The organism is Spiroplasma kunkelii CR2-3x, from assembly GCF_001274875.1.
GTDB classification, from domain to species: Bacteria; Bacillota_I; Bacilli_A; order Mycoplasmatales; family Mycoplasmataceae; genus Spiroplasma; species Spiroplasma kunkelii.
Genome location: NZ_CP010899.1, coordinates 364924 through 390223, shown reverse-complemented (window position 1 = coordinate 390223; position 25300 = coordinate 364924). Strand labels below are relative to the sequence as shown.

Genomic DNA, 25300 nt, shown 5'->3' with positions numbered 1-25300 from the left:
GAAAACAATAACCTTCACCTGGGGCACTGGTTTATATAAATTGTCTTACTGATAAACCACTATGACTAATTTTGTCATTAATACTTGAAAATGTAATTTCTTGTCATAAGAAACTGCCATCATAAGGTGAATAATAATTAATAACATTTGATAGATATAATCATTGTCTATCTTGGGGTGCAGAATTAATATCACCACCACCAATATTTAAACCACGGTCATTAAATACAGTATAAAAATTATAATAATCATTAATATTTAATTTTTGAGCATCTTCATCTAAAATTAATAAAGTATATTGTCTTTCTGTTGATTGCTGAGTAAATACTTGTTCAAATTTGGCTTCACCAAACTGAATTGAACTTCTATCATCAACCATATAAGCATCTCAATATTTACCAACTTTAACCTCTTTTGTATAAAAATTATCTGCTTTATTATCATTATTAATAAAATAACTTAATTTATATTGCTTTAAATATTCTAACATTCTATTAATATCATAAATATTTTCACCATCAATTAATTTTCAATATATATTTTCATTTTCATCTTTTAATTTTATAGCAAATGGTGTTTCATTATTTGCTCATATGGTTGAATTAATAGGTTGCTTTTTAAAATCATCAATCATTAATATATTAATTTCTTTACCTTTATATTTTTGGACTATTTTTAAACTACCTTGTCATTGTGCAATAGTACTTTCCATATTATCAAATATACGAGTATAAGTCCCATAATCACTAGGTTTAGCATTATTAGGTTTTCAACCTGTTTCTGTATCAGGAATATATGAACTATAAACATTAAAAGGAAATACCATTCAATGCCTATTATCTCGTATATTTTCTCTTATATCTATTAAAGTATCATGGGCTTGTCTTCTTAATTCATTCATAGCACCTAGTACTACTTGTAAATATTGAGATGATGTTCCATCTGCTGCTGTTTGATCCGATTGAATAAAAATATCACTAAATACATCTTGTAATACTTTTTTATTACCATTATTATAAGCAGTCATTAAATTATCATCTAATTGACCATATCAGTGTGTACGATTTGCATATCTTTCTTTTGATTTAATATTAAAACTATCTTCTAAATCAAATTGTAATTTATAACAATTTGCCATTGTAGGTCATGAATTTAATGTAGTTGATGTTGATAAAAATAATAGATTAGGTTCATTTATCATTTCTCAAAAAGGAATAATACCTAATTTATTTTTAAATTCTTGTACTAAAATAGGTTTAACATCATCTTTAATTTGTGATTTATGAATTAACCCATTTAACTTTACTTCAAGAGTAAGTAAAATAAATGAAATTGAACAAGGTGCTGATATTTGATTAAATTCTTTCATTTTTTACTCCTTTTTGCATATTAAAATTGCTATTATTTAATGATTATGATTAAATAAAAGAGTAATAACAGACTTATCAAGAACTCAAAACTTAGCAAAATGTATTAAAGAACTTAATATTATTTTTATTATGTTTATTTTACATCAAAAAAAAGAAAGTAAAATTAATTACTTTCTTTTTTTTGATATAAACAGTTTTAAAAGACAGAATTTACTACCTGTTTACTACCTAGTTATATAATTTTAAAAATAATTGTCAATAATTTTTTAAAAATAGTGTATAAATAACTTTAAAAAGATTGGAGACAGAAAAAAGTGAAAAAATATATACACGTAAATTTTGATGGGCGATATTTATTTGAAGATTTATTATTTTATAATGCTTGTAAAAAGAAAAATTGAGCAATTAATATGTCATAAATAGCAAAAAAAAATAAATCGGAGTGTAGATACTGTTAAAAGAGAAATTAAGAGATTTAAAAAAATAGAAGATTATACAGCAATTGAAGCACATAAAGATTATTATAAAAAACGAAAAAAATGTATTAAAAAACTACCTGAATTTACAGAAGAACAATTAAATTTTATTCAAGTTAGATTTAATAAATACCGTGATAAACCCCGGCAATTAATTTACCGTTATTTTTTAAAGTTTGGTGTTAAATTTCCGGTTTGTGTTAAAACCTTTTATAAGTGAATTTGTTTAGGTGAATTTGGATTAAAAAAAGAAAATTTACGTCATCGTGGTAGAAAATATAAAACAAAAGGAAAAAAAGATAATCGTGGTAAATTAACTAATTTTAAGTCAATTTGAAATATTGAAAATAAACTTTCTAATGTTGGATGATTTAAAATGAATACTGTGATTGGTAAAAACCATCAATCTTCTCTTTTATTTTTAGTATAACAATCAAGTAGAAAATATTTTGCAATAAAATTAGAAAATCATACTGCTAATGATGTTTTTTAAAAGTTTAAAGAATTAGTTAAAGTAAATAATTTAATGGGTAAAATAAAAAGAATAATAACAGATCGAGGAAGAGAATTTTATAAATGAAGAAAAATGGAAATCTTTGTTGAAACACAAGTATATTTTTGTGATGCTGGTAAACCTCGTCAAAAACCTTTAATTGAATATATGAATAGTGAATTAAGACACTGATTTCATAAGGGAACTGATTTTAATAAAGTTAGTCAGAAACGATTAAATTGAGTAGTTAATGATGTAATTAATGAAAAAATACGGCCCTGTTTAAATTGAATAAGTGCAAAAGAAATATTTTTACAGAATATTAAATAAATTTATTAAAATTCTTAATAAATTCTTTTTAGTGTGCTTAAATATGATTAAATTAAGTTATATTTATAAAATATTTTAATTTTTTCAGAAAATAGTTGCATTTATTTTAAATGATGTTATTATCATATTAACAAGAGACAGAATTTGATGCTTAAATATACTTGATGAATTTTTATAAAACATAAGATTTTTTTCTTATTACCAATAAATTTATGATTTGCAAATAAAAAAGTGTTTATTTTAAACACTTTTTTATTTGCCTTGATTACCAGCACGATGAAGGTCGCGGAATGGACCATCAACTGCAATTAGCTCATCATACTTACCATTTTGAATAATTCCTTGCCCTTTTCCTAAAACAAAAATTTGATCAACATTTTTAATTGTACTTAATCGGTGCGCAATTGAAATTGTTGTTTTACCAACCATAATTTTTTCTAACTCAGCTTGAATTTCTTTTTCCACAATATTATCTAAAGCACTTGTTGCTTCATCTAAGATTAAAATTTGTGGGTTCTTTAAAATCATTCGGGCAATAACTAGGCGTTGCTTTTGTCCGCCTGATAACATAAACCCTCGTTCTCCTAAAATAGTATTATAACCATCTTTTCAACCCATTACTAAATCATGCAGGTTAGCTTTTTTACAAGCTTCAACTACTTCTTCATCTGTTGCATTAAACATTCCGTATTTAACATTATAAATTACATCCCCAAATAAAATTTTTGGTTCTTGTTCAACATAACCAACATGTGTTAAATAACTTGCTAAATTTAATTTTTTTAGATTAGTGTTATTAACAATAACTTCCCCACTCGTTGGATCATAGAAACGTAATAATAATTTTGAAATTGTTGATTTACCACTTCCAGTTTCTCCAACGAAAGCATAACTTTTTCCTTTTTCAAATGTAACTGTTGTTTTAGGCAAAATAATAACACCTGGTTTTTCAGGGTATTCAAAAAAAATATCTTTTAAAATAATATCACCTTTAACTTCTTGTATCTCGGGCGAATTACGGTTCGGATCAATGGTTGTATCAACACGAATTAATTGAATAATTCGTTTTGTTGAAGCTGTTGCACGTGCTAATCCTGGAACTAATCCAGTTAAAGTTCAAATTGGAAATGCCAAAGTATTAACCCCTGTAATAAAGGCTGGCAAAATTTTCATAATACGATTAGTATGTTCTGCTCCTTTATTACCATATAAAATAATACTTGCTAAAACAACAATAACTGTTAAAGTTAATGCACATAAAATAATAATTGTTGTCATTTGTGCTTGAATACGATTTAAACGACGATTAACACGGTAATATTCTTTATGAATTTGTTCAAAACGAACACGTTCATATTCTTCTGTACCTGTTGCTTTAATTAGCGCAATTGATGCAATTCGATCGGTCACATCTCCATTAACATCTGTAATTTTAGCACGAACATTTTCTGTTTCTGATGCTTGTGAACGGAAAGTTACTGCGACAGCAACCATAAATAATGATGTTGTTCCTAAACAAATCAATGCTAATTTTCAATCAATATTTAATAATGAAATTGCACTACCAATAAATATAATTGGAATACTAATTAAGTTAGCTGGGGTTAATTGTGATTCATCCCCAATAACTTGTGTATCATTAATTAATTTAGTCATTGTTTCTCCAATTTTTTTATCAGAATAATAACCAATGTTTAAATTAACTAAATTATTTAATACCGCATTACGAACATCAATTTCAATATTCCTCCCTAGCATTCCACCTACTCTTTCACGAATATTTGTTGTAATTACGGCAATTAATAAATCAACACCAATGATAATTAATCATATATATCATAGTAAGCCTGTTGTGACTGAACTTGGATCATCTCCAAATTCAAATAAAATTTCATTCATTAATTGGTTAATTAAAAAAGTCATTATAACAATTGAAGTTGAACTTACTACTAATGCAAATAAAATTGTAAATGAACGTAATAAATAACGACGGTAATAAATTGCAACTAACTTAAAAAAACTAATTCGAGGTGCCTTGATTCGTTTCATCATTTCTAATGGCGTTTCTTGTTTACGAGCTTGATTTTTTTCATGTAATTCATTGTAATCTAAATTCTTTTCAATTTTATTAATATCAATTAATTCTTTAATTTTTCTCATAACCTCATCTCATTTCTTAAAAAATGCGAGCTTAATATTTGCTCTCTTATCAATGTATTATAACAAAAAAAATAAAACTTTTTTAAAATTTTAAAAAAGTTTTTATACATATATTCCATATCGATCAACTAATTGTCTTGTTTGTTGTTCTAATAATAAAAATAAAGTAGCGTTTATAATATATTTAGCGGTAAAAATTCCAAAGAAAATTCCGATAAAAATTAAATTATGTTGTCATGACTCAAAAATAGATGCCATCCCACTATTATATTGGTCATGATCATGGCCAGCATGCGCAACAGTAACTTGATTAGACCAATAAATCGGATTACTTATTATATTTCCTGTCGGTTCTAATATCTTCAAGCTATCGTGTAGAACATGAGCATGATCAGCATCCGGATGCGTATGACCCATATTAACTAAAATCTTTGCAACAATTAAAAATGAAATTGCTTCAATTAAAGCACATATTGGTACTATAATAGTAAATGCCAAGAATTTTTTCCCTCATTTAATATTAACAATTTTATGATGATGGTCATGCGTTTTTTTAACATAATGATATTCATGAATAGTATGGTCAGCAACATTTTCTGGAACAGTAATTTTATGACAAGCATTAAATAAAATATAGTAAACAAATCAAGTTACGAACACAACTAAGATATTAGAAATCATAAAGAATGCCATTTCAAGTCAAGTATGGTGCCCATCAATTAAATTATGAATTCAAGGTAATGCAATTACTTCTAATAAAGCAAATCCTAATCCAACAATTGCAATTAAATAAATAATTACTAAAGTATCAAAAAATCGTAAACCAAATGTTGCCCCCCAAGGAGTTGGAACACTAAAAACCTCTAGTAAACTTAATCCAACGGCCATCGCTAAAAAAATCGCAGAAGCAGCAATTTTAAACGTAATTGACCTCTGATTATATAATTCCTTATGAAAAACTGACTTTTTAATCCGCGTTCAAATATTATCATTTTGCACTGTTAAAACATCGTTAGTATTTTTTTTCATTTCTTTTTTCCTTTCTTATTTATAAAAATTATAATTTATTTTTATAAAAAGTCAAGTTAAATTATTAGTTTTATAAAAATAAATTATAACTAACTAAACAAAAATAAAAATAGATATTAATCTATTTTTATTAGTAAAGTTACAACATAATAACCCACGTTCTGTTTTTTATTTTCTGAAATAAAATACTAGTTATTTATCTATCAATTATTAAATTGATCCCCTTGTTTTTTCTGATTCAAAACAAGAAGTTCCCTTACCAAAATTTAGGTTTCTCGCTTGTGGGGTTTACCCGTTCCATTTTTTAAATTTCTTTAAAAACTCGTTTCTGTGGCACTTTTATAGAAAAAAATCCATATTATTTAATAATAACGTAGGATTTTTTTCAGCCGTCATAAGTAATCTTATGCCTAATTTTATGAATTAAATTAGCACAAACACTACAATCATCACAGATTGTGCGAGCGTGGAGTTTCCTCTATTAACAGGATGTTAATAGCAACTAGTTCTGTTATAACTCATGTATATTATACACTATATCTTAGAAATTAATTAAATAAATCTAATCGTTATTTATTTTTCCTTCTAAGTTATGAATACGCTTTATTAAATCCGCTTTTGAAAAACCTTCTTCTTCTAAGCGGGCTTTTTGAGCTTTTGTTTCATCAAGCTGAGCTCTTAAAACATCATTTTTATCTTGCAAATCATTTAATTGTTGATTCAAGTACTTGATTTTCTTATTAAAGTCATTTGTAATTCCTTCAAAAACTCGATAATCTGTCGCAACCATATCTAAGAATGTATCAACTTCATTTGGATCATAGCCTTGATAATCAACTTGGAATTCCTTATTAATAATATCCGTTGCTCGTAATTTAATTGTTTTCATTTTTTACACCTCATTTGCAAGGAACAAACTTCCTTTTTTGATAATTAATTATTGAAGGAGGAAACAAAAATGTATCTACCCAATAATCGTGGTATGTTTTTAGATTATACTATTCAAAAATATTTTGATAATAATATTGGTCTTTTTTTTAAAAGACCAATAAATATTACCCCGTTTGAAAAACAACAGCATTTAATCAAAAAAAGTTATTTTAAAACAAAAACTGGATGTGATTATTATGGACTTTATCAAGGTTATTATATTGAATTTGAAGCAAAAAAAAGTATTCAACAAAAATTTAATTTAAACAATCTTAAGACCCATCAATTACAATAATTAGCACCAGCTCATAATCATCATGGCATTAGTTTTATTATTATTTACTTTCATTATTATGATCCTTATTTTATTTTATCATCTCAAAAATTAATAGAGTGAATAAAATTAATGCCAACAAAACAAATACCACTTTCATATTTTATTGAAAATGGCCATGAATTTTTTTTAGTTTTTCCTAATTTTCTTGATTTAAAACCAATTCTTAATCAATTAATCAATTATATTTAGTTAATGATTTTGGTTTATTTTTAAGATAATTATCAATAAACTTCAGTAATTCTTTAAAAGTTAGTTTTGCATTTTGATGATTATTAATAATTATGGTTAATTGAAAATCAGAAATTTTATTTTCTAAATAAGTATTTAAAGTTGCTTTTTCGTGTTCATTTAAAGTATGCTGTAAAATTTGATTTACTTGTTCAAATAAAATTTTTTTTTCAACATTTAATTCTAGGTTTTCAATTGCAATAATGATCTTATTAAAAATTGGTGATAAATCCATTTCTAAAACACCTTTTTTCATTTTAATATCAATAAAACCAGCTTGTTTCAAATGATCTAACATCTTTTTTGCTTGATCCTCACTAAAATTAGAATGATTTGCAATTTCTAATGGCGTAATAAACCTTTTACCAGAAGAAGAACAGTTCATAATCAACATGATTAATACTAACTGTTCTTCTGACAAATTTATTAATTTATAATGGCTTAACAAAAAACGTCACTTATTAATACTTCCTTTATTAAATAAACTATTTAACATAACAATTAAATCTTTCCTAATTGTTAATTATTGTTTAAATTAGTTATTAATTGTTTACCTGCTTTAAATTTAGCTGATTTAGAAGCTGAGATTCTAATTTTTTCTCCTGTTGTTGGATTTCTTCTATCTCTTTCTGGTTTTTCAATTACATAAAATTTCCCAAATCCTGAAATTGAAACTTTTTTTCCGGCAACTAAAGCATTTTTAATATTATCAAAAACAAAATTTGTAATTTCTTTTGCATGTGTTTTTGATAACACATCAGTAAATTTTTCGGCAATTTGCTCTGCTAGTTCTTTTTTTGACATAATTACACCTCTTCTAATAAACCTTGTATAAATTTAGGTTTATATTATCTTACCGAATTTTTATAAAAATGTATACATTTTTAAACAAAAACATTATTTTAATAAAGTTTTCTGCTTTGATAAAGTATTTTTTAAAATAATCAATGCTACAATATTGCTACAATATTATAGTAGTAATGCAGGATATTAAATTACTACAAAAAAATAAAAAACAAGGAGAAATAGTTATCAATAATTTTAAAAATAAAATTAGCTTGAAAGCAAATTTATAAACTATTTTTTGCAATAGTTGGCCTTGCTATTTTAGGACTTGCTATTTTAGGATGAGCGTTCATTAATGGAATTTTAAATCAAAATGATATTATTAACCATTATAATGCCGATTACACCATATATACATTAGATTTTTTTTACAACTTTTACATACTTATCAAACCTAGGAATCTTATTCTGATTCTTAATAATTAGTGGAATTCGTCATCATCAAGAAAATAAAAATAAAATTCAATCATACCCAGTTGCACTAGCAGCAGCTTGTTATATTACAATTACTTTTTATTATTTACAATTGTTTATTACTGCCAACACAACCTTTACCATGCAGCGCGATAGGATGAATTACAATAGTTATTGACCATATGATAAATCCAATTGCATTTGTTATTTACATCAGGGTAAAAGTAAGGAGGAACAGTTAATATTAAATTAATTATTAAATCAATACTTTTATCGGGTATTTTTTTTAATATTTCCAATGGATTACCAAGTATTAATTTTCCTAAATTATTTTTCATAATTAGCAATAATAATTGCATCTCGTAAATGATGAGATATTTTTCTCATTATTATATTTTCAACCTTTACCATATTATTATAAGTTAAATTAGTATATTTTTCATATTTTCATTTACAACTATCATTATATTTACTTAAGTTTTCTATATTTTTAACAACAGATTTAGTGTGGCGTGGAGATACTCAATTAATATTATATCAAAATTGTTTTTCAACAACACCTAATAATCTTAATAAATCATCGCGGTCTTTTGAACCATTATTATTTGTATATAAACAATTTTCAATATTTATAATTTCATTTTGATATAAATATTCTCAAATAATTTCAATAATATAATTAGCATGACATTTTCAATCTTTATTATCATACAATTCTTTTATAATAAGTTTATTATCTTTGTAAACAACAATACCAGTAGTACCAGTTCCTGATGGATCAATCCCCATTTTATCATGCATATACATTATCATTATTATTAACTACTGGTTTTACATTTGAGATATCATCTTCTTTAACTACATTATCAGCTATTTCTGGATAATATAAGGTAAATTATTTTATATTATTTGATAAGGGTTTATCGCTAATTTGCCCCTTATTTTTGGCGACATCAATATCTTTAAATGAAATATATTCAAAATTACCATCTTCTTTAATTTATTTTTCATTTAAATCAATATCAGATATATCAAGCCCTATCTCTAATGCTAATTTACGATATAATTTTGCTTCCAACATTTCTTTTGATCATTTATTTCAAGGTGAATATTCACTATTTCCACTCGGACTACTATTTTTTAATCGTTCAATATCTGTTTTTTAATAAAATACCTTGATAATTTCCAACCTTGATAATTTCCATTTTTATCTTTTGCAAAAGCATATGCACCAATAATTTCATTAAAATCACTCGTATTTGCATTAAAATTAATTTCATGTATTTTAGGACAAGAATTTATTGCATCTCATTTAAACTTTCCACCTTTAAATATAATAAATTTTCGTGGACTATATATAAGCACTCTCTTCTGAATGACATTCTTCTAATGCTTCATTAAATAAAACTTCTTCAGTATAAATATTTCCATTTTCATCTTTATACATATTATTCATTCCCTTCTTTACAAGATTCTTGATTTCTTTTTCTTCTTTCACAATCTTTACAAATTTCGGTTTTTTCTCAATTTTTACGATTATTATCATAATCTTCAATTAACTGTTTAAATTCATCAATATTATATTTATCAAGATGTAATTCTTTAAAATTTAATGATCAATCATTTTCAACATAATAATGACCTGCGGTAAAATCATATTTAGAATAATTTTCATCTTCTTTGGTTTGATATTTTTCATAAAATTCATCAATACTAAATCTTATAATATTATTTTTACTCATATTATTTTTCTTCCTTTAATATAAGTTCTAATAATTTAATTCTTTTTTTATAATCTTCTAGGCGATTATTTTCTGATACAGAGTCATCCCTTTTATTTATTGTGATTATTAATTCCATTTTTTTATTAAAAATTTTAATTGTTTCATCATATGCATAAGTATAAATTTCATAGCAGTATTCATCATCTAATTTATTAATAACTTGTTTTTGAAATGCTGATAATTGTAAATTTCTAATTTCTTTCATATTATTTATTCTTCTTCTCCTTGTCATTCAATATTTTCATCTTCTAAATCAATAATAGTTGTTAATCATTCTTGTTGATTTTCAACTTTATCAGTTATTTTTGCCTCTTTTAATGTATAAAATGATTTAGTTATAACTTCATTTTCATATTTCATTACTAATAAGTATCTTTTTTCCATAATTTAATTCCTCCTAATTCTTTTTAGTATTTAATGCTCAATGTTCGTGGGTAATTTCATCTTGTCCAAGTGTGTATTTAATCAATCTATTTTCAATTTCTTCTTCATTTTCTTTATTACATGTAAAGCAATAACCCCAATATCTTTTTTTAAACAAAGTTTCTTTTTCATAGTCATTTTTAAATTCTCCTTTTTACAATTAACTACAAAGTACTACAATGTTCTACATTTTGTAGTTACTTGTAGTATTAAGTACCTCCTCATCAAGTCCCCACTAGTAGATTAATTAAGAAATCCTTACCCAGTTCTTAAAAGTTATTTAACCTCTACGCACACGATTTTATTTTTGTCCTTGCAATTAATAGTTATGAATGCACCACTACGCGTCTATCTTAATCAAAGTCATTAATTTACAAAATCGCAAAAAAACAAGTTAACAGCTCTAATGGTTTCATGCCGGCGGAAATGCCTTGTTGGGGAACCTTCCCTAAAAAATATGTAATTTTAAATTAAACACTTGTAGAGCCAATATATTTAATTTTTAAAGTTGTTTTATAAAATTTAAGGTTTTAAAAAAACAAAATTTTAATATTCAGTGTAATAAAAATCTTCAAATCATTCTGTTTTTTCACGATGGTTAACTGTATGAAACTGCTTTGGTGTTCCACATTTACTACATTTAATAAAAGTATTTTTAGACATATTTTTTTTCATCTCCTTTTTATGGTTGTTTTTAAATAAAAAAACCAACCCAATAAGGGTCGGTTTTTTTGTCCTACTTCATCCTTTATTCTACAAATTATAAACTAATTATTATTTTTATCATCATCAAAGAAAGGATTTTCGCTCTTTTTTGCTTGTTGCTGATTTGTTAAAACAGTATTATTTTTTTCCTGTTCTTTTGCTCATTGTTCTGAATCTTGTCAATTTTTTTTAACAATAAAAATTTGTTCCTCAACACGAACAATTGATTCCAAGATTGAACAAGCAATTGTACAAACAAAGACTGTTGGAAATCATACATATCAAAAAATACAAATTTGGGCTGGATTTAAAACTTTTGTATTAGCTAAAATTAAAAAAAATAAACTAATCACAAAAATCAAATATTGACCAATATAAAAAAATTTCATAAAAATAATATGTTTATGTAATAATTGAAATGGTGTCTTTTTTAACTCATGAATACGAACTAAATGATAAATAATAAAAATAATAATAGCAAAACCAATTAAAACATAGCCAATTTTGTAGCCAGTTACTGCTGCAATATCTCATTTTTGTAATCCTAAAATTAGAAAAATTAGTACTAAAGCTGTATATAATATTATATTTGCAACACTAACTAGTGCTTTAATCGATACTACTTTTGTCATCTTTGCCTTCTCCTATTAATTCTTTTTCATACATAATCATTGCTAAAAGTGCAATTGGTGCTGTTTCAGCTCGTAAAATTCGTTGTCCTAATGAAACGGGGTAATATTGATATGAAGATAAAACCGCAATTTCATGTGGAGTAAATCCACCTTCAGGGCCAATTACAACTGTAATTGTTTTAAAATCTTGTTGTAAAAACTGTTTTATTGATAATGTTTCTGCAACGTTTTCATAGCAAACAAGATTAACATCACTTTGATATTGTTGTAACACTTTTAAATCACTTTCAACATCATGTACTAATGGTACTTGATTACGGTAAGATTGTTCTGCTGCTTCCTTACAAATTTTTTTTCAACGTTCAATCTTTTTAAAATTATTTTCACCTTTTAATTGTACCACACAACGACTAAACTGAAAGGGAGTGATTTCATTAACTCCTAATTCTGTTGCTTTTTGTAATAAATAATCTCATTTTGCATTCCGAATTAGACCTGCAATTAATCGTACTTTAATTGGACTTTCATGATTTTGCTGTAATTTTTTAATTAATTTAAATAAGTACTTTTGTGGTGTTTGTACTTCTAATATCGTTAAATAATGTACACCATTATAAATGCAAATAATTTGTGTTTGGTGTCTTAAACGCAAAACTTTTTTAATTTGTTTAACATCATCTTCAGCTAAAATAAAGTAATTATTTTCTAATTGATTGGCAACAAAACGGTGCATTATTGTTCATCTCCTAATATGTCTTCCATTATCTTATCTAATTCTTGGTACAGTTCTAACAGTGATTTTTTAGTGGTTACTTTATAATCGGGTTTTATCTGTTTAAAAAAATTTGCTTGAATTTTTAATAACTGTTCTATTTGTTCTGATGATTGTTGATCACGAGCATTAATTCGCGTAATAATGTTCTTTTTATTAGCAGTAATAAATATTTTTGTTGTAAAAGAAAGCGCTAATGTGCTTAAACCAATTGCTTCAATTAAAAATTTTTGGTTTGGATTATTATTAATAATTGTAATAATTTGTTGATTAACTTTTGGTCATAAATAATTATTCAACTTATTATTAGCAAGAGGATTAGTAAAAATAATTTTTCGTAAACGCTCACGATTAAGAACACCATTAATAACTATTCCCGGAAAAGTTTGCTCTAAAAAAAGCAAAACGGTTGGCTCTTGCATAATTTCTTTTGCAATTTTATCCGCATTTAAATAAGTAAAATGATATTTATTTTGTAAGTATTCACAGGTACTTGTTTTTCCTGCTCCAATATAACCATAAACACCAATAATCATTTATGTTTAATTCCTTTCTAATTGCTTTTTACTAAAATTAATTTAAATTTAATAAATTTTTTGCAACAATAACATCAAAAATGGTTTGGGCAACAAGCATTGTTTCCATTGGTGTATAATGAATACCATCATATTAATTTTGATCTTCGGGATGTGGATTTGCTGATAATTGTAAATTAACAACAGGAATATTTAATTTTGCACAATATTTTTTATAAGCTTCTGGTAAGGATGTCAACAATTCACCATCATGCAATGTTAATACTTTTGGTGGGCAAACTACTAAAACATGATAATTCACTTCTTCTTTATTATCTTTATGCAATACTTTCATTTTATTAATCAATTCCCCTAATGAATCAACAATTTTTGTTTCAATTGGATAATCTGAGATTTCTTTTAATTTTGCATAAGCATCATAACCAAAATAATCATTTGTTCCTAAAAAAATCATGAATAAATCAATTGGATGTGTTTTTTTATATAAAACTGATAAATTGTCCATTCCATTATCTTGGAGAAAATCAAAATCAATTAATAGCTTAATAATTGTTCGTCCTGGTTGGGCATCAGTTTGAATTTCAATTTCTCCTGTTTGATAATATTTTATTAATAAATTTTCTAATTTTAGTGGTTAATTATCAGCATCTGCCATTTTTCCAGTTCCCATCGGTAAATAACCAAAAGTTAGTGAATCTCTTAAAATTGAAATTTTCTTTTTCATCCAAACCTTCCTCTCTGTTATACCATTTATTTTATCTTACTTCATTATAATTAAGATTTAATTTTTAAAACTTTCTGAAAAAATAAAATAATCCATGTTAAACCAAATAAAGAACTTAACGCATTAGGCAATGTTTGATAAATTCGTAAGTATTGCGCTAAAGAATAAAATAAAAATGCAATAATAAATGAACAAAAAATTAATAACAAAATAATTACAATAATATTTAGTCATTCATTATTATTATTTTATAATTGCGATGTAAACTAATTTGATGAACGAAAGCGATTAAAAAATAAGCTAATGGTTATGATAATAGATATCAAAAATATCAAATTGGAGATAATAACAAAAATAAAATAATTTTTATAAAAATAAGGTCTGTTGATTGTTTTACTGTTTTTTTGCTTCTTTCTTTTTTAATTTTATAATTTTCTATTAAATAATGCAATTCAAACTGAAAGTGAACTCAATATATTAATTATTATCATAAAGTTTTTTTAATGCATATGCAACTGGTGGAAAAATAGCAACCGCTAACAACATTTCTGGTAAATAATTTGTTGCTAAAATAATTCAAGTAAAAGTGTGAAAAAAGCGTTGTTGATCTGAGTCAGTATAAATTAAAGGACCAATAAAATAAATAAAAACTAAAACAAAAATAGTATTTAACGTAGCTGCAGTAAAAGCAATAATAATATTATAAATTTTTAAATAATGTCGTTGGTATCAAGTCAATTCTGTAATTTGATTAGTATAAATTTTTGTTTCAATTTTAACCGAAGTTTTTGTTAAAAAATAAGCTAAAATACCAACATAAAATCCCATTAAAACCCGTGGCACAACAGAAAACAATGGATTAAGAAAAATAAAACTAGTTAGACCTGGTGAAATTAATGTTTGAATTAATGAGGATAAACCAAAAATAAAACCATAAATTAAACATGCTCAAATTAAATTTAAATTCATTGTAATATATAAAGCATACATTCCTATTAAAAATAAAATATGCATTAAGGTTAAACTAACTGGACCAATCGTAATATATTCTAATGATGGAACTAAAGCAAAAAATAAAAAAATTGAAATAATAATACTATTAATTGTAATCATTCTTGTCGTTACTTTTTTCATTTATTCCTCCAATGATAACTAAATCATTTAATTATCTATTAGTCCTTTATGTCTCATTTTCATGTTGCTAATTTTTTCTGATCAGCAATCGCAATATATGGCAAATTACGTAAACATTCTTGATAATCTAAACCAAAGCCAATTAAAAAAGCAGGTGGAACATCAAATCCATATCAATCAGCAGCTAAATCTACTTTCTGAGCAGCTTTTTTAACTAATAAAGTAACAACTTTCACACTACGTGCTCCTTTTAGATATAAATAGTTTTTAATCATTTTAATTGTTTTACCACTATCAATAATATCTTCGACTAATAAAATGTCGCGATTTGTTATTGGGATTGGTAAATCAAGTAAAATTTGGGGGGTATCTTTACTCTTAATATCACCAAAATAAGATGAAACAACCATATATTCCGTTTCACATTCAATACCAACTAAATGAGAAATTAATTTTGCCATAAAAGGAATACATCCTTTTAATAATCCTAAGCATAAAATCGTATTATCTTTTGTTGGATATTCATTAAGATAATAATGACTAATTTGTTGTCCTAATTCAAAACATTTTTTATCAATTTCTTTAGTAGTAATTAAAATTTCTTTTACAAGGGGGTGTATCTTCATTTTTCTGCCTCACTAAATATTAATAATTTATTTTAATAATATATTTAATAATATAATTATAATATATTATAATACAATTAATGCTTAATTAAAATATAATTAATCTTAAAAAAATGTGGAAACCATATAGATTTAAGACCAGTTCTATCGTTAGATTAAGTACACCGCTTTTTTATTAATTTTCAAATAAATTAAATCTAAAAAACGACAAAGTACATTAAAATGCATTAATAAATAGCATCCAATTTATTTCAGCCAGGACGTTCGTTTCTAATATTAGTTTTTTCGTAATTAAGACATTTATAATGAAACGTGTAAAATGAAGTGCAACAAATCTTTATTAATTAAATGATATTATAAAAATTAAAAAAATCAACCATAAATTTAAAAAAATCAAAAATATTTTTAATTTTTATTTATATTTTAAATATATTTACACACTAAAAATAATTTATTAAGTTTTTTTATTAATAAATTTATTTAATATTATGTAAAAATACTTCTTTTGCACTTATTCAATTTAAACACGGTCGAAGTTTTTCATTAATTACATCATTAACTACCCAATCTAATCGTTTCTGAGTAACATTACTAAAATCAGTTCCCTTAGAAAATCATTTTCTTAATTCACTATTCATATATTCAATTAAAGGTTTTTGTTGTGGTTTAACCAGCGTCACAAAAATACACTTGTGTTTCAGCAAAGATTTCCATTTCTCGTCATTTGCTAAATTCTTTTCCTCTGTCAGTTATTACGCCTTTAATTTTCCCAATTAAATTTCAAATTGACTTAAAATTAGTTAATTTACCACGATTATCTTTTTTTCCTTTTGTTTTAAATTTTTTACCATGATATCGTAAATTTTGTTTTAAAAATCCATAAAAACCTAAACAAATTCATTTATACAATGTTTTAACAAAAACCGAAAATTTAACACCAAATTTTAAAAAATAACGATAAATAAATTCTTTCGGAGAATCACAATATTTATTAAGTCTAATTTTCATAAAATTAATCTGTTCTTCTGTAAAATTACATATTTTATTATTCTTTTTTCTTTTCTCATAATACATTTTATCTGACTTATAAGCACTATATTCATTAATAGTTTTAAATCTCTTAATTTCTCGTAAAATAGTACTACGATGTCTATTTAAACATTTAGCAATTGCAGAAATATTCTGTTTACCATTCTTTTTTAAAAACATTTTTAATAAAAAAAATGTTCTAATTTAATTTTATCTATAAAACTTAAATGACTATACATAACATTTATATACCTTTCATTAACTTATAAAATTTTTAATATTTAATACGAATAATTTATATATAATTGATATATGATAAAATCAATTATATATAAAACAATAAAAAGGAGTAATCTATATGAAAAAATGACTTAGCATAATAGGAGTAATCGGATTAACAGCAACAAGCACAACCACATTAATTAGTTGTGAAAAACCAAATAACAATGAAAACGGTAGAAGGAATAATAAACCAGAACTACCAGATAATCAACAACAACCACCAAAAGATAGTAATTGAAAATTAATTGAAAATAATAATAGAGAAAGTGAGTTTTCAAAACCAAATAATAAATGATATTTTTATATTCGAATTACTGATATTCAAATTATTGATAAATATATTTGCGAAAAAGTTTATTTTGATAGTAATTTTATAAAAAATCACTATACATACTGACAACATTTAAAATATGGAATTAATTTTCCTGTTTATCGTTGAGATAGCGTTGGTGAACCACAATTACCAACCATTAACAAAAACACCGGTGAAATTATTGACTGAAAATAACAAAAAGGAACTAAATAACAGTTCCTTTTTTATATTAATCGTACAAATTTCATAAATATAATTAATAAAAAAATATTTGTTATTGTACTATACAATGCTGGATTAAATTTTCATACCTCAAATATTTGACTAAAAAAACTATATACTATCTCAAAAACCTTGCCAACACCACTCGCTAACTCGTTAACTTGTTTAACTCCCGGAATAGTATTAACAATCCAAATCACCGCATTTTTAATATGAGCACCAAAATCTCATCAACCTTTAGGAGTTATATATTGAACTTGTCATCATTGTTTATCGGGGAACAACCCACCGTTATTAATTTCTTGTCAGTTATAAATACCAAAATTAAAATCATAATATCGGTACATATCATTATCTTTTTGTGCTTGCAATTCAAAAACATTATAACCGATTTTTTGTTCTTCAATTTTTTTATATTGCAAACCATATTTATTTTGTAAATCACCACCAAAAACATAACCCGAATTTAACCTAATATTATAATTATTAGCAACTGAAAAATCATAATTAAAAACACTACCATAATTATTAATGGTATAAAACCGATTTTTAAATGCTGAATTATAATTTAATATCTAATTTCTTATATTTATCTGAAAAATAAAAATATCGTGGATAAATTTTAAAACCATTATTTACTAATAAACCATATTTTTTATTATAACCTTGCACATAAGTATTATTTTCTAAATCAAAAATCGTGCGTAAATAATTAGTATAAAATTTCTGTGAAATCTTAAACATACTATTTAATAATTTATCAAATTGTAATTTATCGTTAATATTTTTACTCAACAAAATATTATTAAAATTTTGCAATTTCAACGCAAAAAAGTTAACTAAAACAGTATTATACTGTAAATTATCAATATATCCATTTTCAATAAACGAACTACGATTTTGAAACACCTATTATGCTAAGTCATTTTTTCATATAGATTACTCCTTTTTATTGTTTTATATATAATTGATTTTATCATATATCAATTATATATAAATTATTCGTATTAAATATTAAAAATTTTATAAGTTAATGAAAGGTATATAAATGTTATGTAATACCATTTGTTCTTTTCTTAAATTTAATTCAATTTCATCATCTTTATAACAAAGCTCTGGAATAATTTCTTTTGATGTTTTAATATTTTGCCCCGGAAAATTTGAATTATCATATTAAATAAACGATACATATATTCTTCAGTATCTAAGATAACTGTATCTAAAGGTATGACTTTATCAAGTTCAAAAAACCATACTCCCCTACTGGTGTAGAAACCACACACATTTTGTATTTTTGGTTTTTACAGTTTTGGAAAGTAAATTTTTTTTTAATATTTTTAATTAAGGAATTAAAATTATGCAAACAAAGCATTATTTTCAATAAAAAATCAACTCCTTTCAAAATTGATTTGTTGCACTTCGATTATACGATGCCAATTTCAAATATTTAGTATTGTTACGTTCTTTTATCACCATAAATATTTATATAATCATAATAAAAAAATAAACTTTTATAAAGTTATTTTTTTAAATCAGCAACATGTTTTTTTAAATTATAAAATGTTTTAATTCCATCATATTCAGCTACTGTTCCTAACTCTTCTTCAATTGCTAATAAACGATTATATTTTGCAATTCTATCACTTCGTGACATACTTCCTGTTTTAATTTGACCAGTATTTAAAGCGACTGCTAAATCAGCAATTGTTGAATCTTCTGTTTCTCCTGAACGATGTGAAACAACTGTTGTTCAACCTGCTTTTTGTGCTAATTGAATTGTATCAATTGTTTCAGTAACTGTTCCAATTTGATTTAATTTAATTAAAACAGAATTTGCAGCGTTACGAGCAATCCCTTCTGCTGTAATTTTTGGATTTGTAACAAATAAGTCATCACCAACAATTTGAATTTTATGCCCCATTGTTTTTACTTGTAATTCAAAACCAGCTCAATCACCTTCTGCTAAACCATCTTCAATTGAAATAATTGGGTATTTATCAACTAATTTGTCTAAATATTTAATTAATTCTTCTGTTGTCATGGCATATTCTTTACCAGTAACTTTTTCAATTTTCTTAAAGTGATATTTTTTATCATCAAAATATAATTCTGATGAAGCACAATCCATTGCAATCATAACACCTTCTTTGCCTGGTTTATATCCTGCTTTTTCAATTGCTTCAACAATTAAATCTAAGGCAACCTCAGCTGGTGTTTTTGTTTGAAATGAAACTAAAGTTTGATCTTTATATGCTCAATTAAAATTCGGAGCAAAACCACCTTCATCGCCAACAGCAGTAATGTCACCTTTATCATGTAAGATTTTTTTTAAAGTATGGAAAATTTCTGATGATCATCTTAAAGATTCTTTAAAAGTTTCAGCTCCAACTGGCATAATCATAAATTCTTGGAAATCAATTGCACTATCAGCATGTTCTCCTCCATTAATAATATTTAACATTGGAACAGGTAATTTTTTCCCATTTACACCACCTAAATATTTGTATAATGGCATTTCTAATTCCGAAGCAGCTGCTTTTGCAACAGCCATTGATACTCCCAGCAGTGCATTAGCACCTAAATTCTTTTTAAAATCAGTTCCATCTAAAGTAATCATGGCATGATCAATTTCAACTTGGTTTGTTACTTCCATTCCAACCAGTTGTTCGGCAATTTTTGTATTAACATTCCCAACTGCTTTTAAAACACCTTTCCCTTGGTAACGTCCTTTATCACTATCTCTTAATTCTAATGCTTCACGACTTCCAGTTGAAGCTCCTGATGGTACCATTGCTGAACCATATCCGCCAAATTCTGTTCAAATTTCAACTTGAACAGTTGGATTTCCTCGTGAATCAATTACTTCACGAGCATTAATTTTCTCAATTCTCGACATAATTTTTTACTCTCCTTTTAAGTGTATAATGTTATTATATTATTTGTTCAAAAAATAGTAAACAAAATCGGTTGAAATTCCAAAAAAATACTACCTTTTATTGTTTTTCTTTTGGAAAGACTAAAATATTTGCTATGATATTACTAAATATGTTATTAAATTTGGACAAGAAGGGAGAACATATGGAACAAAAAAAACCAACAATCGTTTCAGGCATTACTGCTACAGGGCAATTAACTTTAGGAAATTATATTGGGGCAATAAAAAATTTTATTGAATTACAAAAAGATAATAATTTAATTATTTTTGTGGCAAACTTACATGCAATTACAATTCCAATTAGCAAAGAAGAATTACGAAATAACATTAAAAATATGGTTGCATTATATTATGCATGTGGTTTGGACCCACAAAAAGCAATTATTTTTGTTCAATCAGATGTTTTAGAAGTTACCTTATTAGCACATATTTTATTGTGCAATACAACTATTGGTGAATTGTCACGAATGACACAATTTAAAGACAAATCAATAAAAATTAAAGCAGAAAATGGAACTGAATTTATTCCAACCGGATTATTAACTTACCCAACTTTAATGGTCGCGGATATTTTATTATATGATGCTGATTTAGTTCCAGTTGGAAAAGACCAAAAACAACACATTGAATTAACACGAAATATTGCCGAACGAATGAATAATCGTTATCAACAAGATTTATTTAAAATTCCGACCGACTTTATTGCACCAATTGGTGGTAAAATTATGGATTTACAAAATCCAACTAAAAAAATGAGTAAGTCTTCCAATGATCCTAAGTCTTTTATAGGATTATTAGATGCACCTGAAGTAATTCTAAAAAAAATCCGTAGCGCCGTAACTGATTCAGAAGGAAAAATTGCTTATAATCCTGAGCAAAAACCAGGCGTAAGTAATCTTTTAACAATTTATGCTGTTTTAAAAAAAGTAACAATTGAAGCAGCTGTTAAGGAATTTGTTCAACACAATTATGGCCAATTAAAAGAACAAGTTGCCAATACGATTATTGAAGTTTTAGAACCAATTCAAAAAAAATACCACAAATTAATGCAAGATCAAACAATTGATGAATTAATTGATTTAGGAGCAACAAAAGCACGAGCAATTGCTAATAAAAAAATAACAAAAGTTAAAAATGTTGTTGGATTAAATTATAAAAAAAAGTAGCCTTTAAATAAAAAATATACACATAAATTTTATACTTTATGTGTCTATTTTTGTTATATTTAGTTTTGAATTTGGTATTTTAATTCATTTATTTCTCACATATAATTACCATTTTGGTCAGTTACTTTAAAATTAAATTTTCCATTTTAATTAATTTTATTATTATCTAACTGATCAAAATGAAAAGTAATTTTATTTTTTAAATAACAATATAATTAATCAATATTTTCAATTGTCTTAATATTACTAATTTTAAAATTATTTGAATAACTATAAACATTTGTTAGCCATAATTTAACAATTTCTGCTGTTGTCATATTTTGTTTAAAAATAAACCTTGGATGATTCTGAATATAATTAATTAAATATTCTTGTAAATCTTTATTAATTTCATAACTTCAAAAAACATTTGAATTTAAATTAATTGTTAAATAATAAATCGTTGTTGGAAAATGGCTACCATCTAAAGTATATTCTTCCATTATTGTTTGTCCCGTCGTATAAGTATACTCCGTTGTATTAGGAATTAACAGAAACAAAATAAAATCACGATATAATTAGTTAGCTGTTGGCAAATGGGTTGGCATACTTGCGATATATGTTTTAAATAAAACATTAGTTGTTGGTAACTCAAATGCTGGAACATTTGAAAAATTATTAAAATTATAATTAATAATTGGTCATAAAATATGAGATTCTCTTTCTTTTGAAAACATTGTGAAAATTGTATTATCATCTTGATTTTTTACTCAATATTCATCTTAATCATTAATGGGTTGTAACATAAAATGTGTTAAAAAATTGCCAACGGGCTAGCTGCAATGTTGCATCTTGGGTTGAAATATAATAATATTCTGGATAAATACAACTAATCATTAAAATACTTGGAGTTTTAAACATTATAATTATTCCAAAAAAACTAAGCAATTTTTTCATCGAATCATTTTTTTTTTTTTTTGATAAACTATCTTTTAAATTATAACAAAAAATAGTGATTAAAAATTAAAATTATTTGGATCAGCTCCTAATCTTACCTGTGGTAAAGCAAATAATGCTGCCATATCTTCATCATCTAACATAAAATCATCTAGTTCACTATTAGCAATAATACGTTCATTATGGGTTGATTTTGGAATAACAACAATATTTTGTTGTATTGCTAATTTTAAACAAATTTGGCCAGGACTTTTCTGGTGTTTTTCTGCAATTTTAAGAACAGTTGAATTTGTCATACATTGTCCTTACATTAAAGTTGCTCATGATTCAATAATAATGTTGTTTGCTTGACAAAATTTAACAACATCAGTATTATTTAAACCAGGATGAAGTTCAACTTGATTAACCATTGGTTTAATTTCACTAATTACGATTAACTCTTGTAAATGGCTAACTTCAAAATTGCTGGCTCCAATTTCACGATTTTTTTTGCTTTATACACTGTCTCTAACACACGAAAACATTCATTTTAATCGGCAGTGGGCCAATGAACTAAACATAAATCTAAATAATCCGTATCTAACCGTGTTAGTATGTTATCTACTTCCTGTAATTCCACATCGTACTTATGATTAGCATTTAAAATCTTACTTGTTAAAAAGATTTATTTTCTTGGAACACCTGTAGTATACCACATACATTTTAAAGATTACAAGAAAATAACAAAAATAATAAAAATATTTATTTATAATATAAAAATATCATAAAATAAATAAATAAAAAATATAAAATTAAACAAACTAAAAATTAGTTTAAATACAAAAACTTAATAATTTAAAATTATTTAATTAAACTATTCAAAAAGTTAAATGGTGTCTGAAAATTTAAAGACTTATGAACTCTTTCAAAATTATAAAAATAATAATAATCATTTAATTTATTCTGTAAACTAACGACATTTAATATTTTTTCTTCAAATACAAATAATTTAGTATAATTTTGATGAAATCTTTCAATCTTACCATTTGACTGTGGAGAACGAACCGGTGTTGTCTGATGAAAAATATTTTTATCTTTTAAAAATTGAGTAAAATTAGTTTCTTTAACAGTATTTTTTTGATTATTCCGATAATTATTAATAAATTCAGAACCGTTATCAGTTCTAATCCGTGTTATTTTAACACCAAATATATTTTTAAAATCACTAATTGCTTTTTTAACAGAATCAATAGCATTATCAATGCTTAATTTATCATAAACATATCCTAATGCTAATCTTGTTTTTTCATCAATAAAATCATAAACATAATACTTTTTATCAACTGGAAATTTACTTGGTACAAAATATTTAGCGTCCATCTGTAATAAACCTATTTCTTTAACTTCATATCTTGGATGTTGTTTTTTAATTTCTTTAATTTTATTTTTTATTTTTAATCATCTTTCATCTTTTTTAAGTCAACGAAAAAATGTTTTTAAATTTTTTGGTGCTTTATTTTTTAATTCTTCTCCATGAATCCCTTTTTTTAAATTATAAAACAAAGATAAAACACCACCAGCACACTTATCACAATATTCAAAATATAAATCACAAATATTTTGACGAACATCTTTACTATATTGATAATTAATATTATTAGGAATTGTTGACTTTAATAACAATTTATCAAAATCATTATTTTTATATGCAATTAAAATTTTATTCGCTCAATAATAAAAAGTTGAAAACTTATTTTTAAAATATTTTTTAATTAAATCTTTCAACAAAAATTTATCATTATTAATATAATAATCATTACACAAATTAATATATGAAAATATTTTTTGTTTTATTTTTTTATAATATTTATTTTTATAATTTTTACTTAAAAAATTTTTTAATTTTGCTTGTAAATCAAACAAATTAAAATTATTAATAATATATTTCATTAATTTACACCTACCATCAAAAATATATAAGATTAATATTTAATACAAAATAATTAATATATAATTGATATATAATAAAATCAATTATATATAAAACAATAAAAAGGAACAATATATATGAAAAAATGAATAAGTATTTTAGGAACAATCGGATTAACCGCAACAAGTACAACAACATTAATCAGTTGTAATAAAGAAAATAATAATGAAAACGAGGCAAGTAATAAACCAAAACCATCACCAAAACCATCACCAAAACCATCATATAACACACAACAACCACCAGAAAATAGTAATTGAAAATTAGCTAATGATTTTATTGATGAAAAAAATAATGATAATAAAAATTATATTGGTATTATTAAAATTGAAAATGATTTTAAAATTATAAAATGAATTGGAAAATATATAGATTGAAAATATCAATATATTAACATTTATCGTTGAGATGGCGTTGGTGAACCTGAAATACCAACAATCAACGAAAACACTGGTGAAATTACTGACTGAAAAGAACAAAAAGGAACTAAATAACAGTT

The 25300-nt window shown here is 24.6% G+C and carries 26 protein-coding genes, 1 other RNA gene and 5 pseudogenes; 5 read left to right on the top strand and 27 right to left on the bottom strand.

Annotated features, from left to right (window positions below; all coding sequences use genetic code 4):
- Positions 1-31 precede the first annotated feature (31 nt).
- Complete coding sequence (locus SKUN_RS02100; protein ID WP_053390662.1) at positions 32-1369, bottom strand: hypothetical protein; 1338 nt, start codon at positions 1367-1369, stop codon at positions 32-34.
- Between the two features lie 315 nt (positions 1370-1684).
- Here SKUN_RS02100 and SKUN_RS02095 point away from each other — a divergent pair.
- Positions 1685-2669, top strand: a pseudogene (locus tag SKUN_RS02095) (IS30 family transposase).
- Between the two features lie 252 nt (positions 2670-2921).
- Here the strand turns inward: SKUN_RS02095 and SKUN_RS02090 are convergent.
- From SKUN_RS02090 to SKUN_RS02080, 4 genes are all read right to left on the bottom strand, one after another.
- Positions 2922-4829 (bottom strand): ABC transporter ATP-binding protein, encoded by a 1908-nt coding sequence (locus SKUN_RS02090; RefSeq protein ID WP_053390661.1) that lies wholly within the window; start codon positions 4827-4829, stop codon positions 2922-2924.
- Positions 4830-4931: 102 nt separating this feature from the next.
- Complete coding sequence (locus SKUN_RS02085; protein WP_053390660.1) at positions 4932-5858, bottom strand: hypothetical protein; 927 nt, start codon at positions 5856-5858, stop codon at positions 4932-4934.
- A gap of 145 nt (positions 5859-6003) precedes the next feature.
- An RNA gene (rnpB, locus tag SKUN_RS08220) (RNase P RNA component class B) lies at positions 6004-6372 on the bottom strand.
- A gap of 48 nt (positions 6373-6420) precedes the next feature.
- Positions 6421-6747 (bottom strand): DivIVA domain-containing protein, encoded by a 327-nt coding sequence (locus SKUN_RS02080; protein WP_053390659.1) that lies wholly within the window; start codon positions 6745-6747, stop codon positions 6421-6423.
- Positions 6748-6816: 69 nt separating this feature from the next.
- Here SKUN_RS02080 and SKUN_RS02075 point away from each other — a divergent pair.
- Positions 6817-7314, top strand: a pseudogene (locus SKUN_RS02075) (Holliday junction resolvase RecU).
- Here SKUN_RS02075 and SKUN_RS02070 read toward each other — a convergent pair.
- The 15 genes and pseudogenes from SKUN_RS02070 to SKUN_RS02005 form a co-directional block, all read right to left on the bottom strand.
- A complete protein-coding gene (locus SKUN_RS02070; protein WP_053390658.1) occupies positions 7289-7849 on the bottom strand; it encodes a DnaD family protein in 561 nt (186 codons plus the stop codon). The pseudogene SKUN_RS02075 and the gene SKUN_RS02070 overlap by 26 nt on opposite strands.
- Before the next feature lie 23 nt (positions 7850-7872).
- Positions 7873-8157, bottom strand: a complete 285-nt coding sequence (locus SKUN_RS02065; RefSeq protein ID WP_053390657.1) for an HU family DNA-binding protein — start codon at positions 8155-8157, stop codon at positions 7873-7875.
- 783 nt (positions 8158-8940) lie between these two features.
- The gene (locus tag SKUN_RS02060; protein WP_053390656.1) at positions 8941-9426 is read right to left on the bottom strand and encodes a hypothetical protein; all 486 of its coding nucleotides are present in this window, start codon (positions 9424-9426) and stop codon (positions 8941-8943) included.
- Between the two features lie 327 nt (positions 9427-9753).
- A complete protein-coding gene (locus tag SKUN_RS02055) occupies positions 9754-9978 on the bottom strand; it encodes a hypothetical protein (protein ID WP_053390655.1) in 225 nt (74 codons plus the stop codon).
- An 83-nt stretch (positions 9979-10061) separates the two neighbouring features.
- Entirely contained in the window at positions 10062-10355 is a 294-nt protein-coding gene (locus SKUN_RS02050) for a hypothetical protein (RefSeq protein ID WP_053390654.1), read from the bottom strand.
- 1 nt (position 10356) lies between these two features.
- Positions 10357-10602 (bottom strand): hypothetical protein, encoded by a 246-nt coding sequence (locus SKUN_RS02045; protein ID WP_053390653.1) that lies wholly within the window; start codon positions 10600-10602, stop codon positions 10357-10359.
- A gap of 5 nt (positions 10603-10607) precedes the next feature.
- Positions 10608-10781, bottom strand: coding sequence for a hypothetical protein (locus SKUN_RS09105; protein WP_158500741.1), 174 nt, complete (start codon positions 10779-10781; stop codon positions 10608-10610).
- Between the two features lie 13 nt (positions 10782-10794).
- Positions 10795-10938 (bottom strand): hypothetical protein, encoded by a 144-nt coding sequence (locus SKUN_RS09100; RefSeq protein ID WP_158500740.1) that lies wholly within the window; start codon positions 10936-10938, stop codon positions 10795-10797.
- A 649-nt stretch (positions 10939-11587) separates the two neighbouring features.
- Positions 11588-12157, bottom strand: coding sequence for a hypothetical protein (locus tag SKUN_RS02040; protein WP_053390652.1), 570 nt, complete (start codon positions 12155-12157; stop codon positions 11588-11590).
- Positions 12135-12890 carry an RsmE family RNA methyltransferase gene (locus SKUN_RS02035; RefSeq protein ID WP_053390651.1) on the bottom strand — a complete coding sequence of 252 codons (756 nt, stop codon included), beginning with the start codon at positions 12888-12890 and terminating at the stop codon, positions 12135-12137. Before SKUN_RS02035 ends, SKUN_RS02040 begins: the two co-directional genes overlap by 23 nt.
- On the bottom strand, positions 12890-13465 hold the full coding sequence (gene coaE / locus SKUN_RS02030; RefSeq protein WP_053390650.1) for a dephospho-CoA kinase: 576 nt from the start codon (positions 13463-13465) through the stop codon (positions 12890-12892). Before coaE ends, SKUN_RS02035 begins: the two co-directional genes overlap by 1 nt.
- 133 nt (positions 13466-13598) lie before the next feature.
- Positions 13599-13970 carry an SGNH/GDSL hydrolase family protein gene (locus SKUN_RS10280; protein WP_235511282.1) on the bottom strand — a complete coding sequence of 124 codons (372 nt, stop codon included), beginning with the start codon at positions 13968-13970 and terminating at the stop codon, positions 13599-13601.
- 696 nt (positions 13971-14666) lie between these two features.
- Positions 14667-15323: a hypothetical protein gene (locus SKUN_RS02020; protein ID WP_053390649.1), complete on the bottom strand. Its 657-nt coding sequence runs from the start codon at positions 15321-15323 to the stop codon at positions 14667-14669.
- Positions 15324-15361: 38 nt separating this feature from the next.
- Positions 15362-15949 (bottom strand): hypoxanthine phosphoribosyltransferase, encoded by a 588-nt coding sequence (gene hpt / locus SKUN_RS02015; RefSeq protein ID WP_053390648.1) that lies wholly within the window; start codon positions 15947-15949, stop codon positions 15362-15364.
- Between the two features lie 476 nt (positions 15950-16425).
- Positions 16426-17217, bottom strand: a pseudogene (locus SKUN_RS02005) (transposase).
- Between the two features lie 119 nt (positions 17218-17336).
- On the opposite strand from SKUN_RS02005, the gene SKUN_RS02000 reads away from it, so the two are divergent.
- Positions 17337-17768, top strand: a complete 432-nt coding sequence (locus tag SKUN_RS02000; protein ID WP_053390645.1) for a lipoprotein — start codon at positions 17337-17339, stop codon at positions 17766-17768.
- A 29-nt stretch (positions 17769-17797) separates the two neighbouring features.
- Here the strand turns inward: SKUN_RS02000 and SKUN_RS01995 are convergent.
- A pseudogene (locus tag SKUN_RS01995) lies at positions 17798-18704 on the bottom strand (spiroplasma phage ORF1-like family protein); the annotation flags it as partial.
- 610 nt (positions 18705-19314) lie between these two features.
- Positions 19315-20691, bottom strand: coding sequence for a phosphopyruvate hydratase (gene eno / locus SKUN_RS01990; RefSeq protein ID WP_053390644.1), 1377 nt, complete (start codon positions 20689-20691; stop codon positions 19315-19317).
- 182 nt (positions 20692-20873) lie between these two features.
- Here eno and trpS point away from each other — a divergent pair, with 182 nt between their 5' ends.
- Entirely contained in the window at positions 20874-21896 is a 1023-nt protein-coding gene (gene trpS / locus SKUN_RS01985) for a tryptophan--tRNA ligase (protein ID WP_053390643.1), read from the top strand.
- Between the two features lie 215 nt (positions 21897-22111).
- Here trpS and SKUN_RS01980 read toward each other — a convergent pair whose 3' ends face one another.
- From SKUN_RS01980 to SKUN_RS01970, 5 genes and pseudogenes are all read right to left on the bottom strand, one after another.
- On the bottom strand, positions 22112-22378 hold the full coding sequence (locus tag SKUN_RS01980; RefSeq protein ID WP_053390642.1) for a hypothetical protein: 267 nt from the start codon (positions 22376-22378) through the stop codon (positions 22112-22114).
- Positions 22379-22453: 75 nt separating this feature from the next.
- Complete coding sequence (locus tag SKUN_RS09095; RefSeq protein WP_158500739.1) at positions 22454-22612, bottom strand: hypothetical protein; 159 nt, start codon at positions 22610-22612, stop codon at positions 22454-22456.
- A 52-nt stretch (positions 22613-22664) separates the two neighbouring features.
- On the bottom strand, positions 22665-22796 hold the full coding sequence (locus SKUN_RS11210; RefSeq protein ID WP_268794860.1) for a hypothetical protein: 132 nt from the start codon (positions 22794-22796) through the stop codon (positions 22665-22667).
- Between the two features lie 95 nt (positions 22797-22891).
- A pseudogene (locus SKUN_RS11555) lies at positions 22892-23260 on the bottom strand (aldo/keto reductase).
- Between the two features lie 412 nt (positions 23261-23672).
- A complete protein-coding gene (locus SKUN_RS01970; protein WP_053390640.1) occupies positions 23673-24761 on the bottom strand; it encodes an IS481 family transposase in 1089 nt (362 codons plus the stop codon).
- A 117-nt stretch (positions 24762-24878) separates the two neighbouring features.
- On the opposite strand from SKUN_RS01970, the gene SKUN_RS01965 reads away from it, so the two are divergent.
- Positions 24879-25295: a lipoprotein gene (locus SKUN_RS01965; RefSeq protein ID WP_053390639.1), complete on the top strand. Its 417-nt coding sequence runs from the start codon at positions 24879-24881 to the stop codon at positions 25293-25295.
- Positions 25296-25300: the final 5 nt, after the last annotated feature.